At 53.0% G+C, this 21188-nt stretch carries 30 protein-coding genes and 1 pseudogene; 21 read left to right on the forward strand and 10 right to left on the reverse strand.

Features of this window, described 5'->3' with window-relative positions; all coding sequences use genetic code 11:
- Position 1: 1 nt before the first annotated feature.
- The 16 genes from OGX67_RS25985 to OGX67_RS26055 all read left to right on the forward strand — a co-directional run bounded on the left by OGX67_RS25985 (position 2) and on the right by OGX67_RS26055 (position 9601).
- Positions 2–1051, forward strand: coding sequence for a phage major capsid protein, P2 family (locus tag OGX67_RS25985; protein ID WP_023305076.1), 1050 nt, complete (start codon positions 2–4; stop codon positions 1049–1051).
- A 46-nt stretch (positions 1052–1097) separates the two neighbouring features.
- Positions 1098–1961 carry a phage terminase small subunit gene (gene gpM / locus OGX67_RS25990; RefSeq protein ID WP_286527900.1) on the forward strand — a complete coding sequence of 288 codons (864 nt, stop codon included), beginning with the start codon at positions 1098–1100 and terminating at the stop codon, positions 1959–1961.
- A gap of 103 nt (positions 1962–2064) precedes the next feature.
- Positions 2065–2562 (forward strand): head completion/stabilization protein, encoded by a 498-nt coding sequence (locus tag OGX67_RS25995; protein ID WP_148731450.1) that lies wholly within the window; start codon positions 2065–2067, stop codon positions 2560–2562.
- Complete coding sequence (locus tag OGX67_RS26000) at positions 2562–2762, forward strand: tail protein X (protein WP_000864915.1); 201 nt, start codon at positions 2562–2564, stop codon at positions 2760–2762. Before OGX67_RS25995 ends, OGX67_RS26000 begins: the two co-directional genes overlap by 1 nt.
- Entirely contained in the window at positions 2753–3034 is a 282-nt protein-coding gene (locus OGX67_RS26005) for a hypothetical protein (protein WP_000420349.1), read from the forward strand. The genes OGX67_RS26000 and OGX67_RS26005 overlap by 10 nt, the downstream gene beginning before the upstream one ends.
- Entirely contained in the window at positions 3031–3582 is a 552-nt protein-coding gene (locus tag OGX67_RS26010) for a lysozyme (RefSeq protein WP_136397744.1), read from the forward strand. The genes OGX67_RS26005 and OGX67_RS26010 overlap by 4 nt, the downstream gene beginning before the upstream one ends.
- Complete coding sequence (locus OGX67_RS26015; protein ID WP_136397745.1) at positions 3579–3974, forward strand: DUF2570 domain-containing protein; 396 nt, start codon at positions 3579–3581, stop codon at positions 3972–3974. Before OGX67_RS26010 ends, OGX67_RS26015 begins: the two co-directional genes overlap by 4 nt.
- On the forward strand, positions 3928–4119 hold the full coding sequence (gene lysC / locus OGX67_RS27030; protein ID WP_000586620.1) for an Rz1-like lysis system protein LysC: 192 nt from the start codon (positions 3928–3930) through the stop codon (positions 4117–4119). Before OGX67_RS26015 ends, lysC begins: the two co-directional genes overlap by 47 nt.
- A complete protein-coding gene (locus OGX67_RS26020) occupies positions 4116–4565 on the forward strand; it encodes a phage tail protein (RefSeq protein WP_148731453.1) in 450 nt (149 codons plus the stop codon). The genes lysC and OGX67_RS26020 overlap by 4 nt, the downstream gene beginning before the upstream one ends.
- On the forward strand, positions 4562–5203 hold the full coding sequence (locus OGX67_RS26025; RefSeq protein WP_010835078.1) for a phage virion morphogenesis protein: 642 nt from the start codon (positions 4562–4564) through the stop codon (positions 5201–5203). The genes OGX67_RS26020 and OGX67_RS26025 overlap by 4 nt, the downstream gene beginning before the upstream one ends.
- A complete protein-coding gene (locus OGX67_RS26030; protein WP_286527905.1) occupies positions 5203–5787 on the forward strand; it encodes a phage baseplate assembly protein V in 585 nt (194 codons plus the stop codon). Before OGX67_RS26025 ends, OGX67_RS26030 begins: the two co-directional genes overlap by 1 nt.
- Complete coding sequence (locus OGX67_RS26035) at positions 5784–6152, forward strand: GPW/gp25 family protein (RefSeq protein ID WP_010835080.1); 369 nt, start codon at positions 5784–5786, stop codon at positions 6150–6152. Before OGX67_RS26030 ends, OGX67_RS26035 begins: the two co-directional genes overlap by 4 nt.
- Positions 6139–7035 (forward strand): baseplate assembly protein, encoded by an 897-nt coding sequence (locus tag OGX67_RS26040; RefSeq protein ID WP_286527907.1) that lies wholly within the window; start codon positions 6139–6141, stop codon positions 7033–7035. The genes OGX67_RS26035 and OGX67_RS26040 overlap by 14 nt, the downstream gene beginning before the upstream one ends.
- On the forward strand, positions 7028–7642 hold the full coding sequence (locus tag OGX67_RS26045) for a phage tail protein I (RefSeq protein ID WP_136397751.1): 615 nt from the start codon (positions 7028–7030) through the stop codon (positions 7640–7642). Before OGX67_RS26040 ends, OGX67_RS26045 begins: the two co-directional genes overlap by 8 nt.
- On the forward strand, positions 7632–9203 hold the full coding sequence (locus OGX67_RS26050; protein WP_286527909.1) for a phage tail protein: 1572 nt from the start codon (positions 7632–7634) through the stop codon (positions 9201–9203). Before OGX67_RS26045 ends, OGX67_RS26050 begins: the two co-directional genes overlap by 11 nt.
- Positions 9203–9601 (forward strand): tail fiber assembly protein, encoded by a 399-nt coding sequence (locus OGX67_RS26055; protein WP_286527912.1) that lies wholly within the window; start codon positions 9203–9205, stop codon positions 9599–9601. The genes OGX67_RS26050 and OGX67_RS26055 overlap by 1 nt, the downstream gene beginning before the upstream one ends.
- Here OGX67_RS26055 and OGX67_RS26060 read toward each other — a convergent pair.
- Together OGX67_RS26060 and OGX67_RS27035 are read right to left on the reverse strand one after the other, a co-directional pair.
- Positions 9573–9989 carry a tail fiber assembly protein gene (locus tag OGX67_RS26060; protein ID WP_286527914.1) on the reverse strand — a complete coding sequence of 139 codons (417 nt, stop codon included), beginning with the start codon at positions 9987–9989 and terminating at the stop codon, positions 9573–9575. The two genes, OGX67_RS26055 and OGX67_RS26060, sit on opposite strands and share 29 nt — an antisense overlap.
- A gap of 7 nt (positions 9990–9996) precedes the next feature.
- Positions 9997–10284, reverse strand: a complete 288-nt coding sequence (locus OGX67_RS27035; protein WP_502873751.1) for a gp53-like domain-containing protein — start codon at positions 10282–10284, stop codon at positions 9997–9999.
- A 177-nt stretch (positions 10285–10461) separates the two neighbouring features.
- Here OGX67_RS27035 and OGX67_RS26065 point away from each other — a divergent pair.
- Positions 10462–11030, forward strand: a pseudogene (locus OGX67_RS26065) (recombinase family protein).
- A gap of 7 nt (positions 11031–11037) precedes the next feature.
- Here the strand turns inward: OGX67_RS26065 and OGX67_RS26070 are convergent.
- Genes OGX67_RS26070 through OGX67_RS26095 form a run of 6 tightly spaced genes read right to left on the reverse strand, consistent with a single transcriptional unit; the run spans position 11038 to position 16473 of the window.
- Positions 11038–11526 carry a phage tail protein gene (locus OGX67_RS26070; protein WP_275211556.1) on the reverse strand — a complete coding sequence of 163 codons (489 nt, stop codon included), beginning with the start codon at positions 11524–11526 and terminating at the stop codon, positions 11038–11040.
- Between the two features lie 9 nt (positions 11527–11535).
- Positions 11536–14259, reverse strand: a complete 2724-nt coding sequence (locus tag OGX67_RS26075) for a phage tail tape measure protein (protein WP_275211555.1) — start codon at positions 14257–14259, stop codon at positions 11536–11538.
- The gene (locus OGX67_RS26080; RefSeq protein ID WP_071886877.1) at positions 14249–14425 is read right to left on the reverse strand and encodes a GpE family phage tail protein; all 177 of its coding nucleotides are present in this window, start codon (positions 14423–14425) and stop codon (positions 14249–14251) included. Before OGX67_RS26080 ends, OGX67_RS26075 begins: the two co-directional genes overlap by 11 nt.
- A complete protein-coding gene (locus OGX67_RS26085) occupies positions 14422–14721 on the reverse strand; it encodes a hypothetical protein (RefSeq protein ID WP_057063483.1) in 300 nt (99 codons plus the stop codon). The genes OGX67_RS26080 and OGX67_RS26085 overlap by 4 nt, the downstream gene beginning before the upstream one ends.
- A 54-nt stretch (positions 14722–14775) precedes the next feature.
- Positions 14776–15291 carry a phage major tail tube protein gene (locus OGX67_RS26090; RefSeq protein WP_151225628.1) on the reverse strand — a complete coding sequence of 172 codons (516 nt, stop codon included), beginning with the start codon at positions 15289–15291 and terminating at the stop codon, positions 14776–14778.
- Positions 15292–16473 carry a phage tail sheath subtilisin-like domain-containing protein gene (locus tag OGX67_RS26095; protein WP_057063481.1) on the reverse strand — a complete coding sequence of 394 codons (1182 nt, stop codon included), beginning with the start codon at positions 16471–16473 and terminating at the stop codon, positions 15292–15294.
- A gap of 151 nt (positions 16474–16624) precedes the next feature.
- On the opposite strand from OGX67_RS26095, the gene OGX67_RS26100 reads away from it, so the two are divergent.
- Positions 16625–17779, forward strand: coding sequence for a contractile injection system protein, VgrG/Pvc8 family (locus tag OGX67_RS26100; RefSeq protein ID WP_286527928.1), 1155 nt, complete (start codon positions 16625–16627; stop codon positions 17777–17779).
- 45 nt (positions 17780–17824) lie between these two features.
- Positions 17825–18073, forward strand: coding sequence for an Ogr/Delta-like zinc finger protein (locus OGX67_RS26105; protein WP_039268386.1), 249 nt, complete (start codon positions 17825–17827; stop codon positions 18071–18073).
- A gap of 269 nt (positions 18074–18342) precedes the next feature.
- On the opposite strand, the gene OGX67_RS26110 is transcribed toward OGX67_RS26105, so the two are convergent.
- A complete protein-coding gene (locus OGX67_RS26110; protein WP_016150545.1) occupies positions 18343–18687 on the reverse strand; it encodes a hypothetical protein in 345 nt (114 codons plus the stop codon).
- A gap of 203 nt (positions 18688–18890) precedes the next feature.
- Between OGX67_RS26110 and OGX67_RS26115 the strand changes: the two genes are divergently transcribed.
- Together OGX67_RS26115 and OGX67_RS26120 are read left to right on the forward strand one after the other, a co-directional pair.
- Positions 18891–19580 (forward strand): LolA family protein, encoded by a 690-nt coding sequence (locus tag OGX67_RS26115; RefSeq protein ID WP_257651090.1) that lies wholly within the window; start codon positions 18891–18893, stop codon positions 19578–19580.
- Positions 19581–19593: 13 nt separating this feature from the next.
- Entirely contained in the window at positions 19594–20064 is a 471-nt protein-coding gene (locus OGX67_RS26120) for an SRPBCC family protein (protein WP_257651091.1), read from the forward strand.
- 19 nt (positions 20065–20083) lie between these two features.
- Here the strand turns inward: OGX67_RS26120 and OGX67_RS26125 are convergent, their stop codons facing one another.
- Positions 20084–21109, reverse strand: a complete 1026-nt coding sequence (locus OGX67_RS26125) for a patatin-like phospholipase family protein (protein ID WP_003839115.1) — start codon at positions 21107–21109, stop codon at positions 20084–20086.
- Between the last annotated feature and the right edge of the window lie 79 nt (positions 21110–21188).

Consider the following 21188-nt stretch of genomic DNA (forward strand, 5'->3'; position numbering starts at 1 on the left):
CATGGAAAACAATACCCGCCAGCTGTTTGATCAGTACATCGCGCAACAGGCGCGCTTAAACGGCGTATCGACTGCGGCAGTCGCTGCGAAATTTGCGGTAGACCCTGCGCGCCAGCAGCGCATGGAGCAGGCCGCACAGGAGAGTGATTCTTTCCTGAGCAAAATTAACGTATTTGGCGTTAATCAGCAGATTGGTCAGAAAGTGCTGATTGGCAGCAAAGGCCCGATGGCTGGCGTTAACAACAGCACCACCAACCGTCGTAATCCAGGGGCTAACCATTCAATGGAGCCGTTTGATTACATGTGCCGCAAGGTCAACTACGACTACGGGATCAGCTATGAACAGCTTGATGCCTGGGCGCATATGCCGGAATTCCAGCCCCTGATCAGCAAGGCGATGGCTCGCCAGATGTCACTTGACCGCATCATGATTGGTTTCAACGGCACCAAATACAGCGATCCATCAGACCGCGCGGCTAACCCGCTGTTGCAGGATTGTGGCATTGGCTGGCTGGAGAAAATCCGTACCGAAGCCTCACACCGCGTGATTTCCGGCGTCACGATCACTTCCCGTGATGAAGATAACAAGGTTATTGCGAAAGGGACTTACGGCAACCTGGGCGCGGCGGTGTACGACGCCAAAAACAGTCTGATGGATGAGTGGCACAAACGTAATCCTGACAACGTGGTGATCCTGGCGGGCGACCTGTTGACCACCGGCAACTTCCCGGCGATTAACGCCATGAGTCAGACCAATCCGAACACCGAAATGTTGGCCGGTCAGCTGATTGTTGCGCAGGAGCGTGTCGGCAACATGCCGACCTTCATCGCGCCGTACTTCCCGGTCAATGGCGTACTGATCACGCCGTTTAAAAACCTGTCCGTGTACTACCAGCGCGGTGGAATGCGCAGGACGATCAAGGAGGAGCCGGAGTACAACCGTATTGCGACCTATCAGTCATCGAATGATGACTTTGTGATCGAGGACTACGGCAACGTCGCATTCATTGACGGCATTACCTTTGCCGAGGCGCCGGCAGGCGGCGCATAACCGCACACTGGCGGGCTCCGGCCCGCCGTTCATCGGGGAAGAAACAATGCTGACACCGGCACAACGACATTTTCAACGCGTCATGGCTGAACGCCATGGCAAGGCAGATGATCTGTCTGAAACGGCGCGTACTGCGCACGAGCAAATTCTGCACCGCATGCGTATGGATATGAGTGCGCTGAAGAAAATTCAGGGCGAACAGGCAAAAGCCGCGCTTAAACGCCAGCTGCTACCCAATTACGAGGGGTGGATTGAAGGAACGCTGGAGGGAGATAGCGGGCGACAGGATGAAGTGATCACGCGACTGATGATTTGGGCGATTGATATTCGTGATTATCCGCTGGCCGTGCGCATCGGGCGGTATGTCATCGCGCACAACCTGGCAATGCCAGACAGGTTTAACCGCACGGCAGCGACAGCACTGGTCGATGAGATTTGCGATCCCATTCTGGTGCAGGTCAAGGCGGATGACAGCACTGATGTTAAGCCATATCTGGCGGTGCTCGATGAAGTCCAGGAGATCACTGAAAACAGCGACATGCCAGACGTCGTCCGGGCCAAGCTGTATAAAGCCCGCGCTTTTGCATTGTGCAACGGCACTGCGGATGAACAGGCGACTGCGCTGGAGCTGTTGCGTCGCGCGCTGAACCTCGACTCCGGCGCCGGGGTGAAAAAGCTGATCGATAAGCTTGCCAGGCAGGTAAAAAAAGCCTCTGCGGAAAATGCATCAGGCAGTGAGGTCGCAGACCAGAGCGGGGGCGAAGGGGGCAATAATCAGGCTGCAGCAACGCCAGAAGTGACGGTGCCAGCTGCCAAAAAGCCAGCCGCCAAAAACAACACCGTAAGCACAACACGTAAAACGGCGGCCCGCAAAACAACAACGAAAAAGCTCACCGCCGATAAAAAATAACCGACTTGCGCCCCGTGCGCTGGCGGCGCGGGCGGAGATCTGCAACGCATCGCGTTAGCTTTTCTCCGTCCGCTCACCGCCAACCTTTTCTGGAGACTAAACGATGAGCCTTGTGGCCCCTCGCACAGTTACCCCCTCTGCGGAGGATGTGCCGGACGTGGATGACGGCGGAGAGAAAGTCACCGCCGGGGAGTTCTGGCCCGAGATAGTGCTGAGCAACGTCCGTAAGGAGATGCGGATCACCGGTGCGGTTACCACTTCGCGTTTAAAGCAGGTGGTCATCGAAGCCGTAGCCCACACAGCTGACCAGCTGAAGCAATGGCAGGCTGAACAGATTGGGGCCGGATATGCCAGTTTGGCCGCCGTACCGGCCATGGTGATTAACGACGAGAGCGTAAAGGTATATCGCTGGCGCCGCGCAGTTTACAGCATCGCTCGCGCCCTGCTGATCGAGACTTTCCGCGATGTTGACACGACGGGTGACGCGGGTGAGAAGCGCGCCGCCGCGCTCGCAACCCAGGCGAATGATCACTGGCGTGATGCGCGCTGGGCTATCTCGGATATTCAGGGCGTGGTCCGTAACTCTGCGGAGGCGTTCTGATGAAAGTGAAGGCATTGCAGGGCGATACAGTGGATTTGTTGTGTCAGCGTCACTACGGCATCACCCAGGGCGTGACCGAGATCGTACTGGCTGCGAATCATGCGCTGGCCGGTCAGATCTTCCTTGATGCAGGGCAGGAAGTTGAGCTGCCTGACGTCGACACCTCTGCGACAAAGGAGACTGTTCAATTATGGAGCTGATAAACCGCCTCTGGAACTGGACGGTGTACCTCTGGTCGATGCTGCTGACGGGCGTCGGCATGATGACGCAGAAGGACTGGCTGGCTTTCATTGCTGCGCTCACCGGGATCGTGGTTGCCGTGCTGGGTGAACTCCATCGACGCCGGATGTCGCGCATCCATGAAACCAATAATGTTCTGCTGAATGAATTGATCGATGCGATTCGGGACGATACCGAGAACCGGCAGGATGTGAAGGAGTTAATCCGGACTATCAGGGAGTCACCGCGATGAAAAGAGGAATTATTGCCTGTTCTGTTGCGGCGATTGTCTCTCTCGCGGCGGCACTCTGGCCGCAGACGCTGCGCACAAGTCCTGAAGCGCAGCTGAAGATGGCTAAATATGAGGATTGCCGAAAGACGCCCTATTACTGCCCGGCAGGTGTGCTGACCGTAGGCATGGGGTCGACCAGCAACGTGCAGAACCGCGAATACGCCGAGCGCGAGATCGCCGAGCGATGGGTGAATGACCTGTTTCGTGCTGAGAAATGCGTAAACCGCGAGTTTAATGGCGCAGCTGCGCCACAACGGGTTTTTGAAGCGCTGACTGATGGCGCATTTAACGTCGGTTGTGGTGGTCTTGGCTGGTACACCAACAAAAAGGGCCAGAAGGTCAGAACAACAATCTGGCGCAATGCGCAGGATGGTAACTGGCAGGGCGTTTGCGAGCGACTCACAGACTTTGTTAACTCCGGCGGACAACGTCTGCCGGGGCTGGTAAAGCGCCGGGAAGAGTTTCGGGACTGGTGCCTCTCAGAGCCTGAGCTGAAGGGGGCGAAATGAAAGCGCTGGGTGTGTTTTCCGTTTTTATTTCCCTTCTGCTGGTCATCGCAGGCGTCAGGCTGACGCTGGAGAGCAGTAAACGAGAGGCCGCAGAGACGGCCCTTGGAGAAGCCAACCAGAAGCTTAAGCAAACCGGTGATGTGCTGGCCGAGATCAGGGCGTTACGTAACGACGTGAACGAAGTGGCCGCTGGCCTGAAAACACTGGCTCAGAAGCGTAGCGATACAGGGGAAAAGCGCCGTGAAAATATCAAAACTGAGCTGGCCGGTGATAAATGCGCCGCTGTGCCTGTGCCTGACCGTGTGGCTGACAGCCTGTACCAGCGAGCAGCCGAAGTCAGCGCCGGTGATTATTCAGGAACCTTTACCGGAAAGCCTGACGGCAAAAACTGAAACGCCAGCGCCGCCAAAACCAATGACATACGGGAGTCTCGCTCCGTGGTCTGATGCGCTGCTGGATGCGCTGGACACATGCAACGCCGATAAGGCAGGCATCAGAGAGCTGGAACTGCGGCGAATCGCCAGGGGGATAAAGTGAAAAAAGCAGAATTGATGCGTGAAGCCCTGATAGCCGGTAACACATGGTGTAAGGCCAACCCGGAGCAAATCACCGTCTGGGTGGAAAAAGGCAATATCGGGATTGAGGCGACCGGCGAACCGTCTTTCATGTACCTCTACACTATCAATATTCTCGCCGTGGAATTCCCCGGGGCGGTTGATGACCTGATGCTGCCGATCATGGCCTGGGCCTGGCAATATCAGCCGGATTTACTGCTGAATCCTGACAATAACCGCAAGGTAGAGTTTGACGCTGACATTATCAGCGACGACCTGGCCGATCTTATGTTCAAGGTGCCGGTCTGGGAGCGCGTCATGGTGGAAACCGTTGACGGGAAGCCCGTCGCGAAACACCTGAGCGAAGACCGCCCACGCATTAATGGCGGAGAGTGGGAAGTGGTATTTGGCGGAGGGGAGCTGGCATGACCGATGATGCAGCGCTGTTTCATCAACTCGATCAGGTTTTTGCAGACATCCTGTCCGCAATGGCGCCAGCGAGCCGGTTGCGTACTGCGCGCGGAATAGCGACTACATTACGCCGTAGCCAGAGCCAGCGCATCGGGAAGCAGACGGCTCCGGATGGCACGAAATACCAGAAGCGTCATCGCCGCGTCTTACGCTCCCAGGCTGGGATCGGGTTTGTCTGGCAAGGTGAGGAGCGTCGTCTGCGGAACTGGCGGGCAACCCGTGGAAGCCGGGGACGCATGCTGACAGGCTTTGATGAGGGGAAGGGTGCCGTTCGCTCGTTCTATCGCTCTGATATTGAGCGTTATCTTGATATCAGTTTCAGCGAGACGCGCCGTGATACCACGAAAAGCGATCCTATGTTTCGCCGACTGCGCACAACCCGTTTTCTGAAAGCAAGGGCGACTTCTGAAGGGGCTGTAGTTGGTTTTTCTGGTGCAGCTGCCCGCATTGCCCGCGTTCACCAGTACGGACTGCGGGACCGGGTAAACGACAGTGGCGCGATGGCAAGCTACCCGCGCCGTGAGTTGCTCGGCCTGAGCAAGGCGGACCGCATGGCTATTGCCCGGCAGGTCATTGATTCTCTGGGGGTGAGCTGATGGAGCTGGCTGAAGTCATTCGCCTGCTGGAAAACATCGTTCGCACCGGTACGGTGACGGAGATAGACGAGGAAAAGTGGCGGGTAAGGGTAAAAAGCGGAGAACTGGATTCCACCTGGCTGCGCTGGAATGCACAGCGTGCAGGCGCTTTCAGCTTCTGGGTGCCGCCGTCTGTTGGCGAGCAGGTATGGTTCCTGTGCCTTGGGGGTAACACTACCGCCGCGATCATTGGGGGAAGTCTTTACAGCAACGACAATCCGGCGCCAGGTATATCGGCAAAAGAAATGATCGTGACCGCGCCGGATGGAGCGAAGTTTCGCTATGACGCAGAAGCAGGGGCTTTGCAGGTCAGCGGTGTTAAATCAGCAACGATTGAGGCGTCGGTTAAGGTCTTGCTGAAAACGCCGCTGGTCGAGTGTACCGAGATGCTGAAAACCAAAAATTTCACCGTTACGGAAGGCGGCAAAATGCAGGGGGACTTTACGCACAATGGCGGTGCGTTCATCTCAAACGGTGTCCAGGTTGATGATCATGGGCATGGTGCTGTGCAGCGTGGCGGAAGCTGGACGGAGGGCACGCGATGACGGTGCGCTATACCGGGATGAATCCTGATGGCACAGGGACGCTGACGGATGCCGCCCACGTGTGGCAGTCAGCCAGTGACATTCTTAACACCCCGATTGGCTCGCGGGTCATGCGCCGTGACTACGGCTCTCTTGTCCCTGATCTGATTGATGGTCCGCAAAACGACGTTACACGCATGCAGCTGATGAGCGCGGTGGTTATTGCGCTGGCGACATGGGAACCGCGGATCACGCTGAGCATCGTGGATGTGCGTTATTCGCAATCCGGAGCAGTGGAGGCGGGATTGTCAGGGGCTCTGACGGAATCTATGGAACAGCAGACGACAACCTTAACACTCAGGAAAAGCAGCAATGGCAACAGTTGATTTGGCGCAGCTACCGCCGCCGCAAATTATTGAGGTGCTGGATTTTGAAGTGATCCTGTCGGACGTCAAAGCCGTCATGATCGCGGCTTTCCCTGATGAACAACAGGCCTCTGTAGCCGCTGCGTTAAAACTTGAGTCTGAACCCCTGACGATACTGGCGCAGGTGATTGCCTACCGGGAATTAATGCTGCGCCAGCGAATCAATGAGGGCGCTGCGGCCTGTATGTTGAGCCATTCCGTCTCCACCGATCTTGATAACCTTGCGGGTAACCTGAACACCGAGCGCCTGGTTCGCATCCCGGCTACCGAAACAACCGATGCTGAGATGGAAAGCGATACCGCACTGCGCCTGCGTGCGCAATCCGCTTTTGAAGGGTTGAGCGTTGCAGGCCCTACCGGGGCATACGAATATTTTGCGAAGAGTGCCAGCGGTAAAGTTGCAGATGCCAAGGCAACCAGTCCTTCACCCGCTGTTGTCGTCGTGTCCATTCTGTCTACCGAAGGGGATGGCACGGCGAGCGACGAGCTGATCGCAACGGTAAACGACACGCTCTCAGCGGATGATAAGCGGCCTGTCGCTGACCGGCTAACCGTCCAGTCAGCGGAGATTGTGAATTATGAAATTGACGCTCTGCTTTATCTCTATCCGGGGCCGGAATCTGAGCCGATCCTGAGTGCGGCAGATGATGCGCTGCGGACATGGCTGGGAGCGCAGGGGAAAATCGGTCGCGATGTTGCGCGTTCGGCCATTATGGCCGCTCTGCATGTGCAGGGGGTGCAGCGCGTAGTCTTGCTGAATCCTCAGGAAGATATCGTGATCGATGATACCCAGGCGGCACGATGTATTTCGCACACCATCAGCGCAGGGGGAACGGATGAATAACAGCCTCCTGCCGCCTTCAGCCAGCACTTTCATGCGGAATGCGGAGAAACCGGCGGCGCGGATCAGCGGTATTCCTGTCGACCTTCGAAAGCTCTGGAATCCGGATGAATGCCCCGTGGAGTTTTTACCCTATCTGGCCTGGGCGCTGTCTGTTGATCGCTGGGATAAGCGCTGGTCTGAGCAGACCAAGAGGCAGGTAATCAAAGCCTCCTGGCTTGTCCATCGCCACAAAGGCACGATTTCGGCGCTGAGGCGCGTTGTTGAACCTTTTGGCTATTTGCTGAGGGTGATTGAGTGGTGGCAGAACGGCGAGGAGCCAGGCACTTTCCGGCTTGAAATCGGCATTCAGGATGAGGGGATCACCGAGGAAACTTATCGGGAGCTTGAGCGCCTGATCGACGATGCAAAACCCCGAAGCCGTCACCTCACCGGCCTTTCGCTTTCGCTTCAGTCTCAGGGTTATATCGAGATAGGGGCGGGGTGTTACGTGGGCGATACGCTGACGGTATATCCCTATTTTCCTGAAACTATCGCTGTGGGTGGCAATGACTATACCGGCGCAGCAATCCATTTAATTGATACCGTGGAGATCGCAAGTGGCGACTAAATATCTTGCCCTGTTGACAAATATCGGGGCGGCAAAACTGGCAAAAGCCACGGCGTTGGGTACGAAAGTTGAGATTACCCAGCTGGCCGTTGGTGATGGCAATGGTGTACTGCCTACACCGAATCCGGCACAGACTGCCCTCGTGCATGAGTTACGCCGCGCCCCTTTGAATATGCTGACGGTGGAACCGGCGAACGCCAGCCAGATCATTGCAGAACAGGTCATACCGGAAGACGTCGGCGGGTGGTGGATTCGTGAGATCGGCCTTTTCGATAAAGATGGCGATATGGTGGCGATTGCCAATTGCGCTGAAACCTATAAGCCTCAGTTGCAGGAGGGGAGCGGGCGCGTTCAGGTTATTCGCGTGATCCTGATTGTCAGCAGCACCGAAGCCGTTACGTTGAAGATTGATCCGGCTGTCGTGCTGGCAACACGCCAGTATGTTGATAATAAAATTATTGAGGTGAAAAGTTACGCTGATGAACTCATGCGTACTCACGAACAGTCGCGCAATCATCCCGATGCAACCACTTCTGCAAAAGGTTTTACGCAGCTTAACAGCAGCGTGACAGATGATCGTGAGACACAATCGGCAACCCCGAAAGCCGTAAAAATTGCGATGGATAACGCGAATGCGCGGTTAGCTAAAGATCGCAATCTCGCCGATTTACCTAATCCGGCACTGGCCCGCCAGAATCTGCAACTGGGTGACAGCTCGACGAAAAATACTGGCACAACTGCCAATACCGTTGCGTCGGGTGATGATGCACGTATCACCGGTGCGATGCAGAAAAGCCAAAACGGCGCTGATATTCCGGATGTGGCGAAGTTTCTCCAAAACCTTGGTTTGGGAGATGGAACAGGAAGACTCATTGCTGTGTACCGGATTGAAGCATCGCGGAAAATCGGATTACCCCCGGGCACTAAGTTTGTAGTGGCAGATTTAATTGGTGCAGGTGGTGGTGGTGGCAGCAATTCCACCACTGTACAACCCGGATATGCGTCAGCGGCACAGGGTGGGAATTCAGGTAGCCGTGTGGTGGCAAAATTCAATGGTTATGAAGGGCAGGAAATCGATGTAACTATCGGTGCGGGTGGTACAGGTGGCGTGGCAACACCTGCGACCGGAGCTGACGGAGCTACCGGAGGTTCAACGATTGTAGGCACTGGTATTGCAGCAACTGGTGGGCGTGGTGGAATCAGGGGAGCGGCCTTTAATGTTCTGCCAACCAGTGGTCCCACGGCTTCCCCTAATGCTGATAACACTATTTCTAATGGGGTGGAATTGATAGCGCAGCATACCGGACATGGTGGTAGTTCAGGATTTTTGTTCTCGGATAAAAATGCACTTGGCGGGAAAGGTGCTGACTCAGAATTTGGGACAGGCGGTGTGGCAATCGCCATAAGTGCCGGAATAAATGCTTCAGGAGGAAATAATGCCAGAGGCAATGGCGCGGGTGGAAGTGGCGCTGTCTCTATCTACGGTACAGGCTCTACCGGGGTATCTATGCCTGGTGGAACGGGGGCTAATGGTCTGGCAATTTTATGGGTGTACGGCTAATGAACAGATACGCGCTGATTAAAAATAATATTGTCGTTAACGTCGTTGCATGGGATGGCACTGGTGATATGTTCGCCGATTTTACGGTAGTGAATATCTCTGGCGTTGCGGTTGATATTGGATGGAGCTATGACGGAAATAAATTTACAGCCCCTCCCGAACCTGAGAAAACCAAAGAACAGTTAATCCAGGAAGCAGACCTCGAAAAAGAGGGCCGCATACGTGCTGCAAACGATTTAATTAACAGCAAACAGTGGCCCGGTAAAGCTGCAATCGGGCGGCTAAAAGGTGACGAACTGACACAATACAATCTGTGGCTGGACTATCTGGATGCACTGGAAGCGGTAGATACTTCCAGCGCACCAGATATTAACTGGCCTGTTCCCCCGGAGGCGTAGGCCATACGGGTTTTGCTGTATCAACGCGCATCAGTAAGACCCGGTATTTTTTCCATTCAGACAAAGCGGCGGTTTCTTCTTCCGTCGCGTTTCCTGCATCAACAGCGTCCTGACGCCAGTTAATCTCTGAGTCTGCCAATACGCGTAAATTAGCTTTTTTTAATTCAACCTCAGCAACAATCTCTTCCTGCGTTGGGGGCGGTATATCCACCCATGCAGGCATCCCATCATTGCCAGTTCCCCGAATTTTCCCGTCAGGTGTATTTGCTGAAAATTCAGCAAATACAGAGTCGTCCACTTCAATAAAAGTAGCCGGCCACGATCCCGCAACTTCATAAGCTTCCCGCATTGAAAACGGATAAAAACTATTATTTGCATATGCGTACATAATTCTCTTAACCTCCAATCGCAATCCACATAGCGGTGTAGTTACTTGTTCCCCATGAGCTGACATCGCATCCGAATCTGTCACCATTCGTAAAAACAGGTGTAGCGGGATTGACAGTAAAGCCGCTACCAACTGGGGATGCAGTAAGGGCAAGCCGGTTAGTTGGGAAGGGGATAGGATACGTAATGTGTGCAGTCGTTGAACCGCTGATTGTAACCCGCCCCCACTGTACGACCACACCACTTGGCAACAGAAAATATCCGTTACTTTCAATAGACCTGCTAAAGAAGCTCATATCAGGGAGCAGATTTCCGACATTTCCCACCCCCCTTTTTGCCGCTTCTCCCAATTGAACGTTTTCCGTAATGCATGGTTACTTCTGACGGTGCGGTACCTAACCTGCAGTACAGCCAGAAATGACGATGCTCGATACAATGCGGGGGACTATGGCATCTAAATAAAGGGGATTTTTATGCTGATCGGCTATGTAAGGGTGTCAACAAATGACCAGAACACCGCGCTGCAAAGAAATGCACTGGAAAGCGCAGGATGTGAACAAATATTTGAAGACAAAATAAGCGGAACAAAAGCCGAGAGGCCGGGGCTTAAGCGTTTATTACGGACCTTATCGGAGGGAGATACGCTGGTTGTCTGGAAGCTTGATCGTCTCGGGCGAGCATGCGCCACCTGGTGACCATGATCGAAGAGCTACGCAATCGCGGTGTTAACTTCCGCAGCTTGACAGACAGCATTGATACATCAACACCTATGGGGCGCTTTTTCTTTCACGTCATGGGGGCGCTGGCAGAAATGGAGAGGGAGTTAATCGTTGAGCGCACCCGGGCCGGTTTGGTTGCAGCTCGCGCAGAAGGAAGGATAGGCGGGAGGCGACCAAAACTGACAAAGCAGCAATGGGAGCAGGCGGGAAGACTGATAGCCGCAGGGGAGAAACGACAGCGGGTGGCTATTATTTTTGATGTCGGATTGTCGACGCTTTATAAAAAGTTCCCTTCAGCAAGAAGGGAACATGAAGGGGCTTAAGGCATCACTAAAACAGACCGTTGAGCGAGTCTTTCACCTGGTTTATCGCATTATTTGCACTCGTCTTTAACCCGGCCAGGGCATCGCTGACGGTCGAGCTTTGCAGCTTCTCCCTGTAATCCGCATTGACACGGCTCAGGCTGAGGGTAAATTCGATTTTTTTTGGATTCCCAAATCGGTCGAACTCGGACTTACCCCGCTCCAGACGTGTTAAAACGAACATACCATAAATACGCCCCGTACCCTCAATAAGGGGCCATGGGCGCCCTGCGTAGCCGATAGTTTCAAGGGCTGACAGCGAGAGATTTCCACCGGTGATTTCCGGGTAAAGGACGCCTGACAGCGTTATATTGTCATCACCAGCGCCAATGTACTGCCAGCCAGCTGACTGGTTAACCCGCTCGTTTTTTACGTGCCTCCACTCCTGCGAGTGCTGGAGTTGCTGGTAAGGGGTGGTGCGCAGCATAAAAACGAACATTCCAAAAACCATCATCATAATCGTCACCTAATCTCTGTCGCGGAAAGAACCACGGTTAATTCTGCCGGTGCTGGCCATTGCATCACGCACAACATTGCGCATCATTCTTTCCAGCTCCTGATCCGTGCGCTTACCAACATCGTTAAAGGTAATGTTAAAAATTGGGGCGCCGCCGGTCGGAGCGGTAACGGGAGCTGATACCGGGGCCTGTGTGGCTGCTGTCGCTGAAATAATGCCGCCAGCTGCGGGCGTTGCCACTCGCGGTACTGATTGCGGTGTAACGCGCGCTTCCTGATATGCGCCACGCAAAGCCAGAGCACGCGGCAGGTTTTTGAAAATAATGTCACCCGGCCCGACTTTCTTGGTGTTGTCAGCGGTTGCTTTTGTATTGTCTGCGATGCTTTGCAGACGTCGTTGCGTACCGGTATTTCCTGACAGTGGCGAGGCCGCAGGTGGTGCGCCAGTAGTAACTGGCGACTCTGCTTTTTTGGGGGACCAGTTCCATTCCTTCTGGACCATTTTCTTTTGCTGTGGGTCCCACTCCCATGAGACTGGTTTTTTGGGCGCGAAATCGTTGACTTTGGCTCTCGCAGCGTCAATTCCGGATGGAATTAAACCAAGCTTTTCCAGCAAAAGGCTGACCCCTTCGGTCAGTAGTCGAAGGGGAGTGAAGAGTAAATTTAATGCGGCACCGAGCACCTCACCAAATGTTTTCCCGGCACTTGCGCATTTGTCCAGCGCATCACGAGAAAAGTCTATAGGGGTAAATAACTGGCTAAACCAGCTCCACAGTTTTGATACGCCGACGCTAATTGCATCAAACAAGGGGATTAAAAACGAAAATGACTGAATCAGTGGTGACAGACCCAGACTGATACCAGTAAATAGCCCGGAGAAAAACGCCTTGATAGGCTCCCAAAATCGCAATATGAGCAGGCCAGCGGCAACAAATGCCGCAACAATAAGGCCAGGGACGCCGAGTAACGAGGCGAGAATTACCCGTAAACCTGAGAACGCAACGCCAAGTGTGGATACGCTGCTGGTCGCTGTGATCGATGATATACCAATCATGCTTAAAGCCAGCCGGAGCTTCGCCAGTGGGCCGAGAATGAAACTCGCTGTTAAGCTAGCGATACCAAGAGCGCCGACAAATACCATGATTGCGCCACCAACCAGGATAAATGTCTGTGTCAGGCGGGGGTTTTCTTTAACCCAGGCGCTGGCGGCCGTAATCAAATCACTGAGCCCCTGAGTGAGGGAGCGCAGAGGGCCGTCGGTTGTTTCCTCGACTTGAATGCGAAACCCTTCCCATGCGCTGTCCAGGTTTTTCAGATCACCACTGAGGTTGTCAGCCATGACTTTCGCTGCCTTCTGCGCTTCACCCTGAGAGCCGCGCAAATCGGCCAGGAGTTTTTGCAGCTCACCGCTACCAGCCGATCTAACCAGTGCCTGAAATGACTTTGCCGCTTCCTCACCTGCAATGTCTTTGAAGAATGACAGCTGGTCTGTGTCACCGTATTTTTTGATAGATTTATAAATATCAGACAAGACCACTTCGGCCGGTCGCATTTTTCCGGTGGCATCGGCAACAGAAACGCCCAATTCTTTCAGGGCTGCCTGAGCTTTACCTGTTGGTGCGGCCAGACGCGAGAAGGTGGTTTGCAGCCCCGTACCTGCAATACTGCCGCGCAGGCCAACGTTCGCCATTACACCGATCATGGCGGTTGTGCGTTCAACATCAACGCCAAGACCGGCCATCCCTGTTCCGGCATACTTCATCGCCTCACCGATGTTCATTAAATCGGTGTTAGTACGGGTAAATGCCGCGGTCAAAACATCACTGACCCGATCCATTTCCTTTGGATCGAGACGGAACTGCGAGAGAATGTTGGAGCTGATGTCAGCACTTTCACCAAGATCCATGCCACCGGCCAGCGCCATATTCAGAACGCCAGGCAATGCAGCCTGAATGGCCTCTGGAGTAAAGCCAGCCATTGCAAGAAACGCCTGCCCGCTGGCTGCATCGCGCGAAGTAAATGCGGTTTCGGCACCGAGTTTTTTGGCCTGCGCACGCAGGTCTGCCAGCTGGGAGGAGTCTTTGTTGAGTCGGGTTAATGCCTGAACGCGTGACATTTCTTCATCGAAACCAATCGCAGGTGCCAGGAATGATCCGCCAGCGTAGCCCGCAGCAGCAGTGCCTAGCATCATTCCCATGCCTGCCCCGCGAAGCTTGCCAGCAGTCTCTTTAGCTCGATCATACCCTGCCTGTGCTTTTTGGGTAGCAGCCAGCTGGCGACGTTCGCGCTCAAGTGTCTGGTTGTATTGCTCCGTACGCCTGATGGCACTTTGGATAGCGCCGCTCCCGGTGGTGAGGTTAACGCCATGCTGGCGCACTGCCTGCGCGGCTGTGCGCAGCTGCGTCGTTTGCCTGCCGTAAGTTTCAGTCAGCCGGGAAAGTTTGGTACGAAGTGACTCAAGTCGCGCCGTCTGGGCTTCAGTAAGCTGACCACCTTCGCGTTGTTTCTGGTTGAGGCCGTCAAAGGCTCGCTGGGTGCTTTTCAGCTTCTGCGCAGTGTCATTGGCTTGCGAGCGTAACTTATCAAATGATGTTGCGCTTTTTTCCAGGTCTTTGATGGAAGACTGTGTTTTTTTAAGGGAGTCAGAAAGGCCGCCAATAGCTTTACTGGCGGCACTGACCGGGCGGGTGAGTTTGTCAATTGCACTGAACGCAACGCGAATACTAAGATCCATCGTCGTCATCCTCCTTATCATGGTTACCGCTTCTGATGGCCGCCCGTTCGCGCCAGGCCATCAGCTCGCGCAACTCCATGCTGTGCATTTCGGAGGGCGGCCAGTGAAATATCACAGCGATGTCGGCGATCAGGTCGTCTACATCGCTGAATACTGCCTCTCTTATTTGCTCGCCGCTACCGCCTCGCCCGGTACGGACGGCGCCGCTTTCGTCAAAAAAGGCGTAATTTCTTCGCACAGCGCCGTAAAGTCGCCGGTCGCCATTGAGGAAATATCAGTGGTTGTCAACTGAGGCGCGGTGACGCGTGTCAGCAGAGTTGATACCGAGTCATAGTCGAAGTTGAGAACATCAACCAGACGCAGCCCGCGCAGTGAGCCAGCCTGCTTGATTGTGTCGGTGATTGCGACGGAGTTTATTTCCTGGTCGCCGCGTTTAATGGGTTGGCTGAGAGTTACTGACATTATATTTTCTCCGGGCGGCCATGCTGGCCGCCATTGGCAGTGGTTAAAAAAAGATTACTGGCCGAGACCCAGGGCGGACGCAATGCGGTCCGGGTAGAGGCTCTTGCCGTTGCGCTTGTAGATGAAGTTCAGCAGGTCGATTTCCAGCAAAGGCTTGTCATCCACGGAGAGCTTGTAATATGTATTTTTGAGCGCGTAAGTATGGTTGGTGTCATCACCCTGCTTGGCTTCGCCCTGGTCAACTTCGGTAATACGCCCGCGCATCTCGACCTCAAGCAGGGAGCTTGTACCGCCGCTGTAGATCTCACCGACAAAGCGCGTGCGTAGTTCGTCAATATCCCCGCCCCATTTCAGGATCAGCTCTTCGACCATGCCGCCAACAACCATTGATGCATCCAGTGCACCTGAATCAAGACCGAGGTCAACAGCAGCGGAGCCAAGCATTCCGCCACCCTGGTAATCTTCCGTTTTACGGGTAATTTTGGGGAGCGTGACGCTGGGGATTTTCCCGATGTAGTTGTCACCATCGACAAACATCGTGAACAGGCGGAGTTTCTTCGGAATAGCCATTTACTCACCTCCCAGCGATGCAAAGGCCGGTTCGTAATACTGATCGGTAAACGTCTGGATCAGCGTTAAATTTTCCAGCGGTGGTACGGGGCTGTAGTTGTAGCGAACAACAGCTTTACCCTGGCGAATACCTGTGGTCGGGTTATCGACAATATCAAACCAGCATGCTGCACCAATCAGTTTGCCAGCGGTGACCAGCGCCTGAAGCTTGGCATTGATCCCGCTTACCACGTCTTTGACGTTTGCCGGGGTTAGTGGTTTATCCACGGTAGTGAATTGCGCTTCCGCAATGCTGTCCGCCAGAATTTGGGCGGTTCGGGTGAATACCTCGAAAATATATTCTTCGGTGTCGGTGGTACGGTTCCCCCAGAACCGGAAGCCGTCGCGTTTGATCAACGTGGTGATCTCGTTGGCGTTCAGCTCGTTAGCGTCGGAGTCCTCCGCCTGCAACGCCCAGAACACATCTTTAGAGATACCAAGGACGTTTTTCACAGCAACGTTAGAAAGTGACTTGTGCCATCCTTGCTCATTATCAATCAGGGCCCGCAGACCAAGCGCATAGGCAACTGCCGGGAATTCTTCGTTAACGCCGGTCAGCGGGTTGTAGGCGATGAAGTTAGGCCAAATCATCATCCCTTCACGTTCAGCGAACTGCTCGCGGTAGGTTTTCGCTTCGGCAATGGTCTCGCAGCCATCACAGTAGCTGTAAGCGAATGCACGCAACTGCTTCGCAATTACGCGCAGCTGTGCGGTTACTTCCTGCGTGTCATACATCGGAATACCGAGGATGCGAGGACGATAACCGGTTTTCTGCTCTGCGGTCAGCAGGGCAAACATTCCGGTATAGCTTCCGTCGGCCTGTGTGCCACCGATGATGAGCTGAGATTGTGTTTTTGCGTTTTCTCCCTCCTTGGCCTCAGCGACACGAACAACAATTACACGCGTGCTGATCTGGTCGGAAATAGCCTTGAGAGATTTATACAGTGAGCCTGTTTTGCCAGCCTTACCCAGCACGCTAATCACGCGAGTGATCAGGACTGGCGTATCAAGTGGAAAGGTGAGGGGATCGGCATCATCGGCCACCGCAACCAGACCAATGACCGTTGAATCAATGTCATTGATCGCGGTCTGGAGGTCGGTGTTTTCTTTGGTGCGCGCCCCGTGGAAAAAGTTGTCGGTCATACTCTACCGCCATCATGTTTAGTGAGTTCATGGTGATATTCGCTGAATTCCGGGCGGCAGACACGTTGCGATGGATGTCGCAGAAAGGCGACAACAAAAGGCTGTTTGTCCTATCGCGCGCGCATGGAAATATTTGCGGGAGGAGAAAGCGATGGCACTGACAACTGACGCAATAGAGAGCGCAAAAAGCCTGCTGAATGCGGGTGCTGAGAAATTCAAAAATTATCCTGGCGACTTGTCACGTGTGCCAGCATTTAACGTCATGCTTGGCGGCAGGGCGCTGATCATGCTGGATGAGAAACTGATCTCGTTAGAATTAACAGATAACAGGGGCTTTAATGCTGATGAACTGACTATCACTGTTGATGACAGCCAGGGAGATATTGAATTGCCGCCACGTGGAGCTGAGTTATCGGTAGCGATAGGCTGGCAGGGAGAAAAACTGGTACACAAAGGGATTTTCATCGTGGATGAAATTGCGCACTCAGGGCCGCCGGACCGTATCGAGATCACGGCCAGAAGTGCAGATTTCCGCGATGAATTTAACGTTAAGCGGGAGGTGTCGTGGCATGACGTTACAGTAGAGCGCATCGTCTCTGCTATAGCTCACAGATACAAGTTAAAACCTCTCATCTCAGAGCAACTGATGTCCGCCGAGATTGATCATGCAGATCAGACGCAGGAAAGCGATATGTCGTTTCTGACGCGCATGGCGGAAATGCTGGGCGCTATTGCAACTGTGAAAAATGGTTACCTTCTCTTCATCCTGCCTGGTGGCGGTGTCAGCGCAAACGGCAGAGGGTTGCCGGAATTTTCCATCACGCGCAGCAGTGGAGATCGCCATTCTTTCCGGATTGCAGATCGCGACGCATACACTGGCGTGCAGGCGTACTGGCTCGATATGGATTTCGGGAAAAAGAAAAAGGTTACTGTTAAAAAACGGAAGAAAACCGCAGACAAAAAGCCGCGTAGCAGCAGCCGGGAAGGGGACTATATTTCCGGTGAAGATGGTAACGTTTTTGTACTCCGTACGACGTACAGCAGTGAGCTGGCCGCACAGCGTGCAGCAGCTGCAAAATGGCAACAACTCCAGCGCGGAGCTGCTGAGTTCTCTTTAACCCTGGCTTACGGGCGCGCGGATCTGTATCCGGAGATGCACGGAACGGTAATGGAGTTCAAAGACGTCATTGACGGCCAGGACTGGATAATTGCGAAGGCAAGCCACACTATTGACGATAGTGGGTTTAAAACGCGGCTGGAGTTGGAAGCAAAAATACCTGAATGGATTGCAGAAACCGAATCATAGCGGCCATAATATGAGCGAGTTCAACTCCCGCCATGGGAGGCCATTATGTTTAAGTGTCCTGTTTGTGGTGCCGTCGCCCGTACGCGCACCAGTCGCCCTCTTAGTGAAATGACAGTTCGGCATTATCACCAGTGCCAGAATTTCGAATGCAGTATTACGTTTACTACGCTCAACAGCGTTGAGAAACTGGTGACCAAACGTGCACCCCGCGAAAAGTTACCGGCTGATTTCATCCCATCCGATGCTTTCCCTGCTTCGCACTATGGGAGGAATCAGCTTAATTTGGCCCTCTAAATAGTGGCAGCAAAAATCAAACCATTACCTGTGATTATCAGCGATTACCAGCAAAGAGAGTCTTATTTATCATAAGCTTATGTTTTATAAGACTCTCTAATAGTTTTTAAAATCCCTCGGCGTTCGCGCTGTGTGGGTTCAAGTCCCACTCCGGGTACCATGGGAAAGAACAGAATAATCAAAGCAATAAGCAGTGTCGTGAAACCACCTACGGGTGGTTTTTTTGTACCTGTTTTTTACAAGCATAGAACTCACTATTGCACATCAATCTATCGCCGAATCGGCGCGTTAAACATAAAGCCCCCTCGGGCAGGGTTGTTGATAAAACCATCGCGGGCGGGATTATAGTTGTGGTCCTGGAAACCATTCATCAGGATGGGATCGCCAAAGTCATCCTGTATCGCCAGGTGTCTGTGGATTCGGTTTCGTGCCCTGAACGTGAAAACGAAATCATCCGTCCCGCCAATGATGATCACGCCATTACCGGCTCGAAGTGCCGCGCTTAACTCTTGCTCTCTGACGGCCTGGTTTTGTAACGCGCTGGATGTGGCAGAAGATGACGACAGCAGCAGTAATATAAGAACGGTGCATGAAAATACCGATGGCAGTTTCATGATTAATACCTATTAAAAGTATGGCTATTAAAGTATAGCTTTATGTTGTCATCTCAACTGAAAAGAAAACCAATAATTTAAACCTGCTGTCCATACTGAGTCTGAGGGCCGGAAGAGTAGTGCCGCGCAGTTAAGAACTATAATAAAAACAGTCGGCAGGTGATAACTCCTGTTTGCCAATCGCGCTGGTTCAGGGGGCAGCTATGAACATTTCATCTTCTCCGATAGTCATGTTCGCAGCATTGCTCACCTTTAGTTGTGCAGCATATTCGGTGGAAAAAGGGAATATCTTTTCGCAGAATGCCAGGGCCATGGATCCCATCGCATTTTCTCAACAGTCATTTAAAAACCTGACGTCTTATCAGGTCATGATGCGCTCTTCGTCGCCATCCGATGAAAGCAAAATTATTCGCTATAGCTTTCAAAAGCCTGGGTATGTGCGGATGGATTTTACCCAACCGCATTCAGGAGCGGTGCTTATCTTTAATCCTGTCAGCGGTAAAGTGACGTTATGGCCATTTGGTGTGGTTTTTTTGCCCATTTTGCAACTGTCGCCTACTAATTCATTGATCCAGGATGAGCGTGGTCATCGAGTGGATCGCTCTGATATCGGCGTGTTGTTGGGCAATATTCGTCATCTGCAACGCGAAGGGACAATGATCACTGTTGGCAAGGAAAACCTTGCAGGACGGGCGACGACGCACGTATCTGTGGTTGGGCCTGGAACAATGGTGGTTGATGGTGTTCACCGCTATGACGTCTGGCTGGATAATTATCACGGACTTCCTGCCAAAGTGATCAGCTATGCGCCAGATGGGCAGCGATTAGAAACCGTGCTTCTGGATGCTATGGTCATTAACATCCGTTTTCCCGCCAATTTCTTCTCACCCTGAAGGAGGCTGTATTATGGCTGACTATCAGCTTTCCACCGTCTGGCGGGTTGAGGCTTCTATTCAGGAGGTATGGGATGTTTTTTCTCATCCCGATCAGTGGCCTGAATGGTGGGAAAGTCTGGAACGCATTGTTGAGATTAAAAAAGGTGATGTACAGGGCATTGGGGCGCTGCATCGTTATACCTGGAAAGGAGCGCTTCCCTATCGCTTAACCTTTGACATCAACGTGTTAAATATTCTGCCTTGCTCGCTGCTTGAGGGACAAGCCAGTGGGGCGGTAGAAGGGCGAGGTGTGTGGTATTTTTCTGCCAGTGGCGCTGAGACCATCGTCAGATATGACTGGAATGTTCGCACCACGATTCGTTGGATGAATTACCTGGCCCCGCTGGCGGCACCCGTTTTTCGCTGGAATCACGATACGGTCATGCGCGAAGGGGCCAGAGGATTAGCCCGCAAACTGGCAACGAATGTACATATATTTTGAGTTCAGTCAGCGTTGAGGATTAATTAGCGTCCTGATATTTAAAATTGCCTCCACTACTGATTAATAACTTAGCGATCTCAGTCAATTTCTTATCATACACGGCGGCATTTTGTAGGCCTGCCTTGCGCAGAAGTTCTAAGTTTTCACGCGATGCGTTATCCAGCGTTGGATCGGCGCCGTATAGTTCAGGCTGAATTCTGTAGTATTTAGAGTTTTTTACCGTTGAGGCAATTTGTTGCAGATAATACGCGGTCATCTGTGGCCCCCCCTCTAGCGCGATATCAATAGCCGGTTTTGCCCAGCCAAAGGGGCCCCAGTCCTTAACTTCGGAATAAGAATACCCCTGCAATTTCTTGCCGGTGCCCAGTGAGACAATAATCATATCCTTAATGCCAGCGACATTACTGAATTTAATCGCTTCGGAATAGGCGCAGAGTGCCGGGTCGTTTGCCACCACACCGCCATCAACCAGGACAAATTTTTCGGGTACCGGGGGTAATGAATAAATACGCGCTGCCTCGAAATAGGTGGGAGCTGCTGAGGTACCCCGTAAAGCATCCCTGACCAGGAAGTCCCGATTCTTGGCGAGGGCGGAGTGTTGTTTGAAAATGACAGGAAGACGACTGCTCACGTCATAAGAAACAAAGCAGGTTGGTCTTAATAATTCACTGATTTTTGTTTCACCAAATGCTGTTTTTAATACCCTCTCCAGCTCCTTTGCAGAATATTTTTCATCGCTAGCACCACCCAGTGAACTGATTGTTTTCCAGACGCCGACATCAAAAATTTCATCCCCATCCTGAAGGTAGAAATTGACGGCTTCCTGAGCGGAGAACTTGGGCTTTCCTTTCGCATCAGGGCAAACGTAAGCAGAACACAGAATGGCCCCGGTACTGGTACCGGCAACGAGATCGAAGTAATCCGCAATTCTGGCGGCAGGATTTTGTGATATATCCTGCAATTTCTTCTCCAGTGCCACAAGTAGCATACCCGGCAGGATGCCTCTGATCCCGCCACCATCGATAGACAGTATTCTCATTGCCATTTTTATGTCCTCCAAAGATAAGAAACGGGATTTAGGGGTAGGGTTGTTTCCGCTATGGCTGCAGTTAAATATAGACAGG

Source organism: Citrobacter sp. Cf118 (genome assembly GCF_030334095.1).
GTDB classification, from domain to species: domain Bacteria; phylum Pseudomonadota; class Gammaproteobacteria; order Enterobacterales; family Enterobacteriaceae; genus Citrobacter; species Citrobacter freundii.

Coding starts and splice junctions, on each gene's coding strand:
- OGX67_RS26085 (WP_057063483.1), bottom strand. CDS start 14,721: ATGTCAGTAACTCTCAGCCAACCCATTAAACGCGGCGACCAGGAAATA.
- OGX67_RS26090 (WP_151225628.1), bottom strand. CDS start 15,291: ATGGCTATTCCGAAGAAACTCCGCCTGTTCACGATGTTTGTCGATGGT.
- OGX67_RS26030 (WP_286527905.1), top strand. CDS start 5,203: ATGGAGCTGGCTGAAGTCATTCGCCTGCTGGAAAACATCGTTCGCACC.
- OGX67_RS26040 (WP_286527907.1), top strand. CDS start 6,139: ATGGCAACAGTTGATTTGGCGCAGCTACCGCCGCCGCAAATTATTGAG.
- OGX67_RS26045 (WP_136397751.1), top strand. CDS start 7,028: ATGAATAACAGCCTCCTGCCGCCTTCAGCCAGCACTTTCATGCGGAAT.
- OGX67_RS26125 (WP_003839115.1), bottom strand. CDS start 21,109: ATGGCAATGAGAATACTGTCTATCGATGGTGGCGGGATCAGAGGCATC.
- OGX67_RS26115 (WP_257651090.1), top strand. CDS start 18,891: ATGAACATTTCATCTTCTCCGATAGTCATGTTCGCAGCATTGCTCACC.
- gpM (WP_286527900.1), top strand. CDS start 1,098: ATGCTGACACCGGCACAACGACATTTTCAACGCGTCATGGCTGAACGC.
- OGX67_RS26075 (WP_275211555.1), bottom strand. CDS start 14,259: ATGGATCTTAGTATTCGCGTTGCGTTCAGTGCAATTGACAAACTCACC.
- OGX67_RS26120 (WP_257651091.1), top strand. CDS start 19,594: ATGGCTGACTATCAGCTTTCCACCGTCTGGCGGGTTGAGGCTTCTATT.
- OGX67_RS26015 (WP_136397745.1), top strand. CDS start 3,579: ATGAAAGCGCTGGGTGTGTTTTCCGTTTTTATTTCCCTTCTGCTGGTC.
- OGX67_RS26060 (WP_286527914.1), bottom strand. CDS start 9,989: ATGTACGCATATGCAAATAATAGTTTTTATCCGTTTTCAATGCGGGAA.
- OGX67_RS26025 (WP_010835078.1), top strand. CDS start 4,562: ATGACCGATGATGCAGCGCTGTTTCATCAACTCGATCAGGTTTTTGCA.
- OGX67_RS26095 (WP_057063481.1), bottom strand. CDS start 16,473: ATGACCGACAACTTTTTCCACGGGGCGCGCACCAAAGAAAACACCGAC.
- OGX67_RS26035 (WP_010835080.1), top strand. CDS start 5,784: ATGACGGTGCGCTATACCGGGATGAATCCTGATGGCACAGGGACGCTG.
- OGX67_RS27035 (WP_502873751.1), bottom strand. CDS start 10,284: ATGAGCTTCTTTAGCAGGTCTATTGAAAGTAACGGATATTTTCTGTTG.
- OGX67_RS26005 (WP_000420349.1), top strand. CDS start 2,753: ATGGAGCTGATAAACCGCCTCTGGAACTGGACGGTGTACCTCTGGTCG.
- OGX67_RS26110 (WP_016150545.1), bottom strand. CDS start 18,687: ATGAAACTGCCATCGGTATTTTCATGCACCGTTCTTATATTACTGCTG.
- OGX67_RS25985 (WP_023305076.1), top strand. CDS start 2: ATGGAAAACAATACCCGCCAGCTGTTTGATCAGTACATCGCGCAACAG.
- OGX67_RS26100 (WP_286527928.1), top strand. CDS start 16,625: ATGGCACTGACAACTGACGCAATAGAGAGCGCAAAAAGCCTGCTGAAT.
- OGX67_RS26105 (WP_039268386.1), top strand. CDS start 17,825: ATGTTTAAGTGTCCTGTTTGTGGTGCCGTCGCCCGTACGCGCACCAGT.
- OGX67_RS26055 (WP_286527912.1), top strand. CDS start 9,203: ATGAACAGATACGCGCTGATTAAAAATAATATTGTCGTTAACGTCGTT.
- OGX67_RS26010 (WP_136397744.1), top strand. CDS start 3,031: ATGAAAAGAGGAATTATTGCCTGTTCTGTTGCGGCGATTGTCTCTCTC.
- OGX67_RS26000 (WP_000864915.1), top strand. CDS start 2,562: ATGAAAGTGAAGGCATTGCAGGGCGATACAGTGGATTTGTTGTGTCAG.
- OGX67_RS25995 (WP_148731450.1), top strand. CDS start 2,065: ATGAGCCTTGTGGCCCCTCGCACAGTTACCCCCTCTGCGGAGGATGTG.
- OGX67_RS26070 (WP_275211556.1), bottom strand. CDS start 11,526: ATGATGATGGTTTTTGGAATGTTCGTTTTTATGCTGCGCACCACCCCT.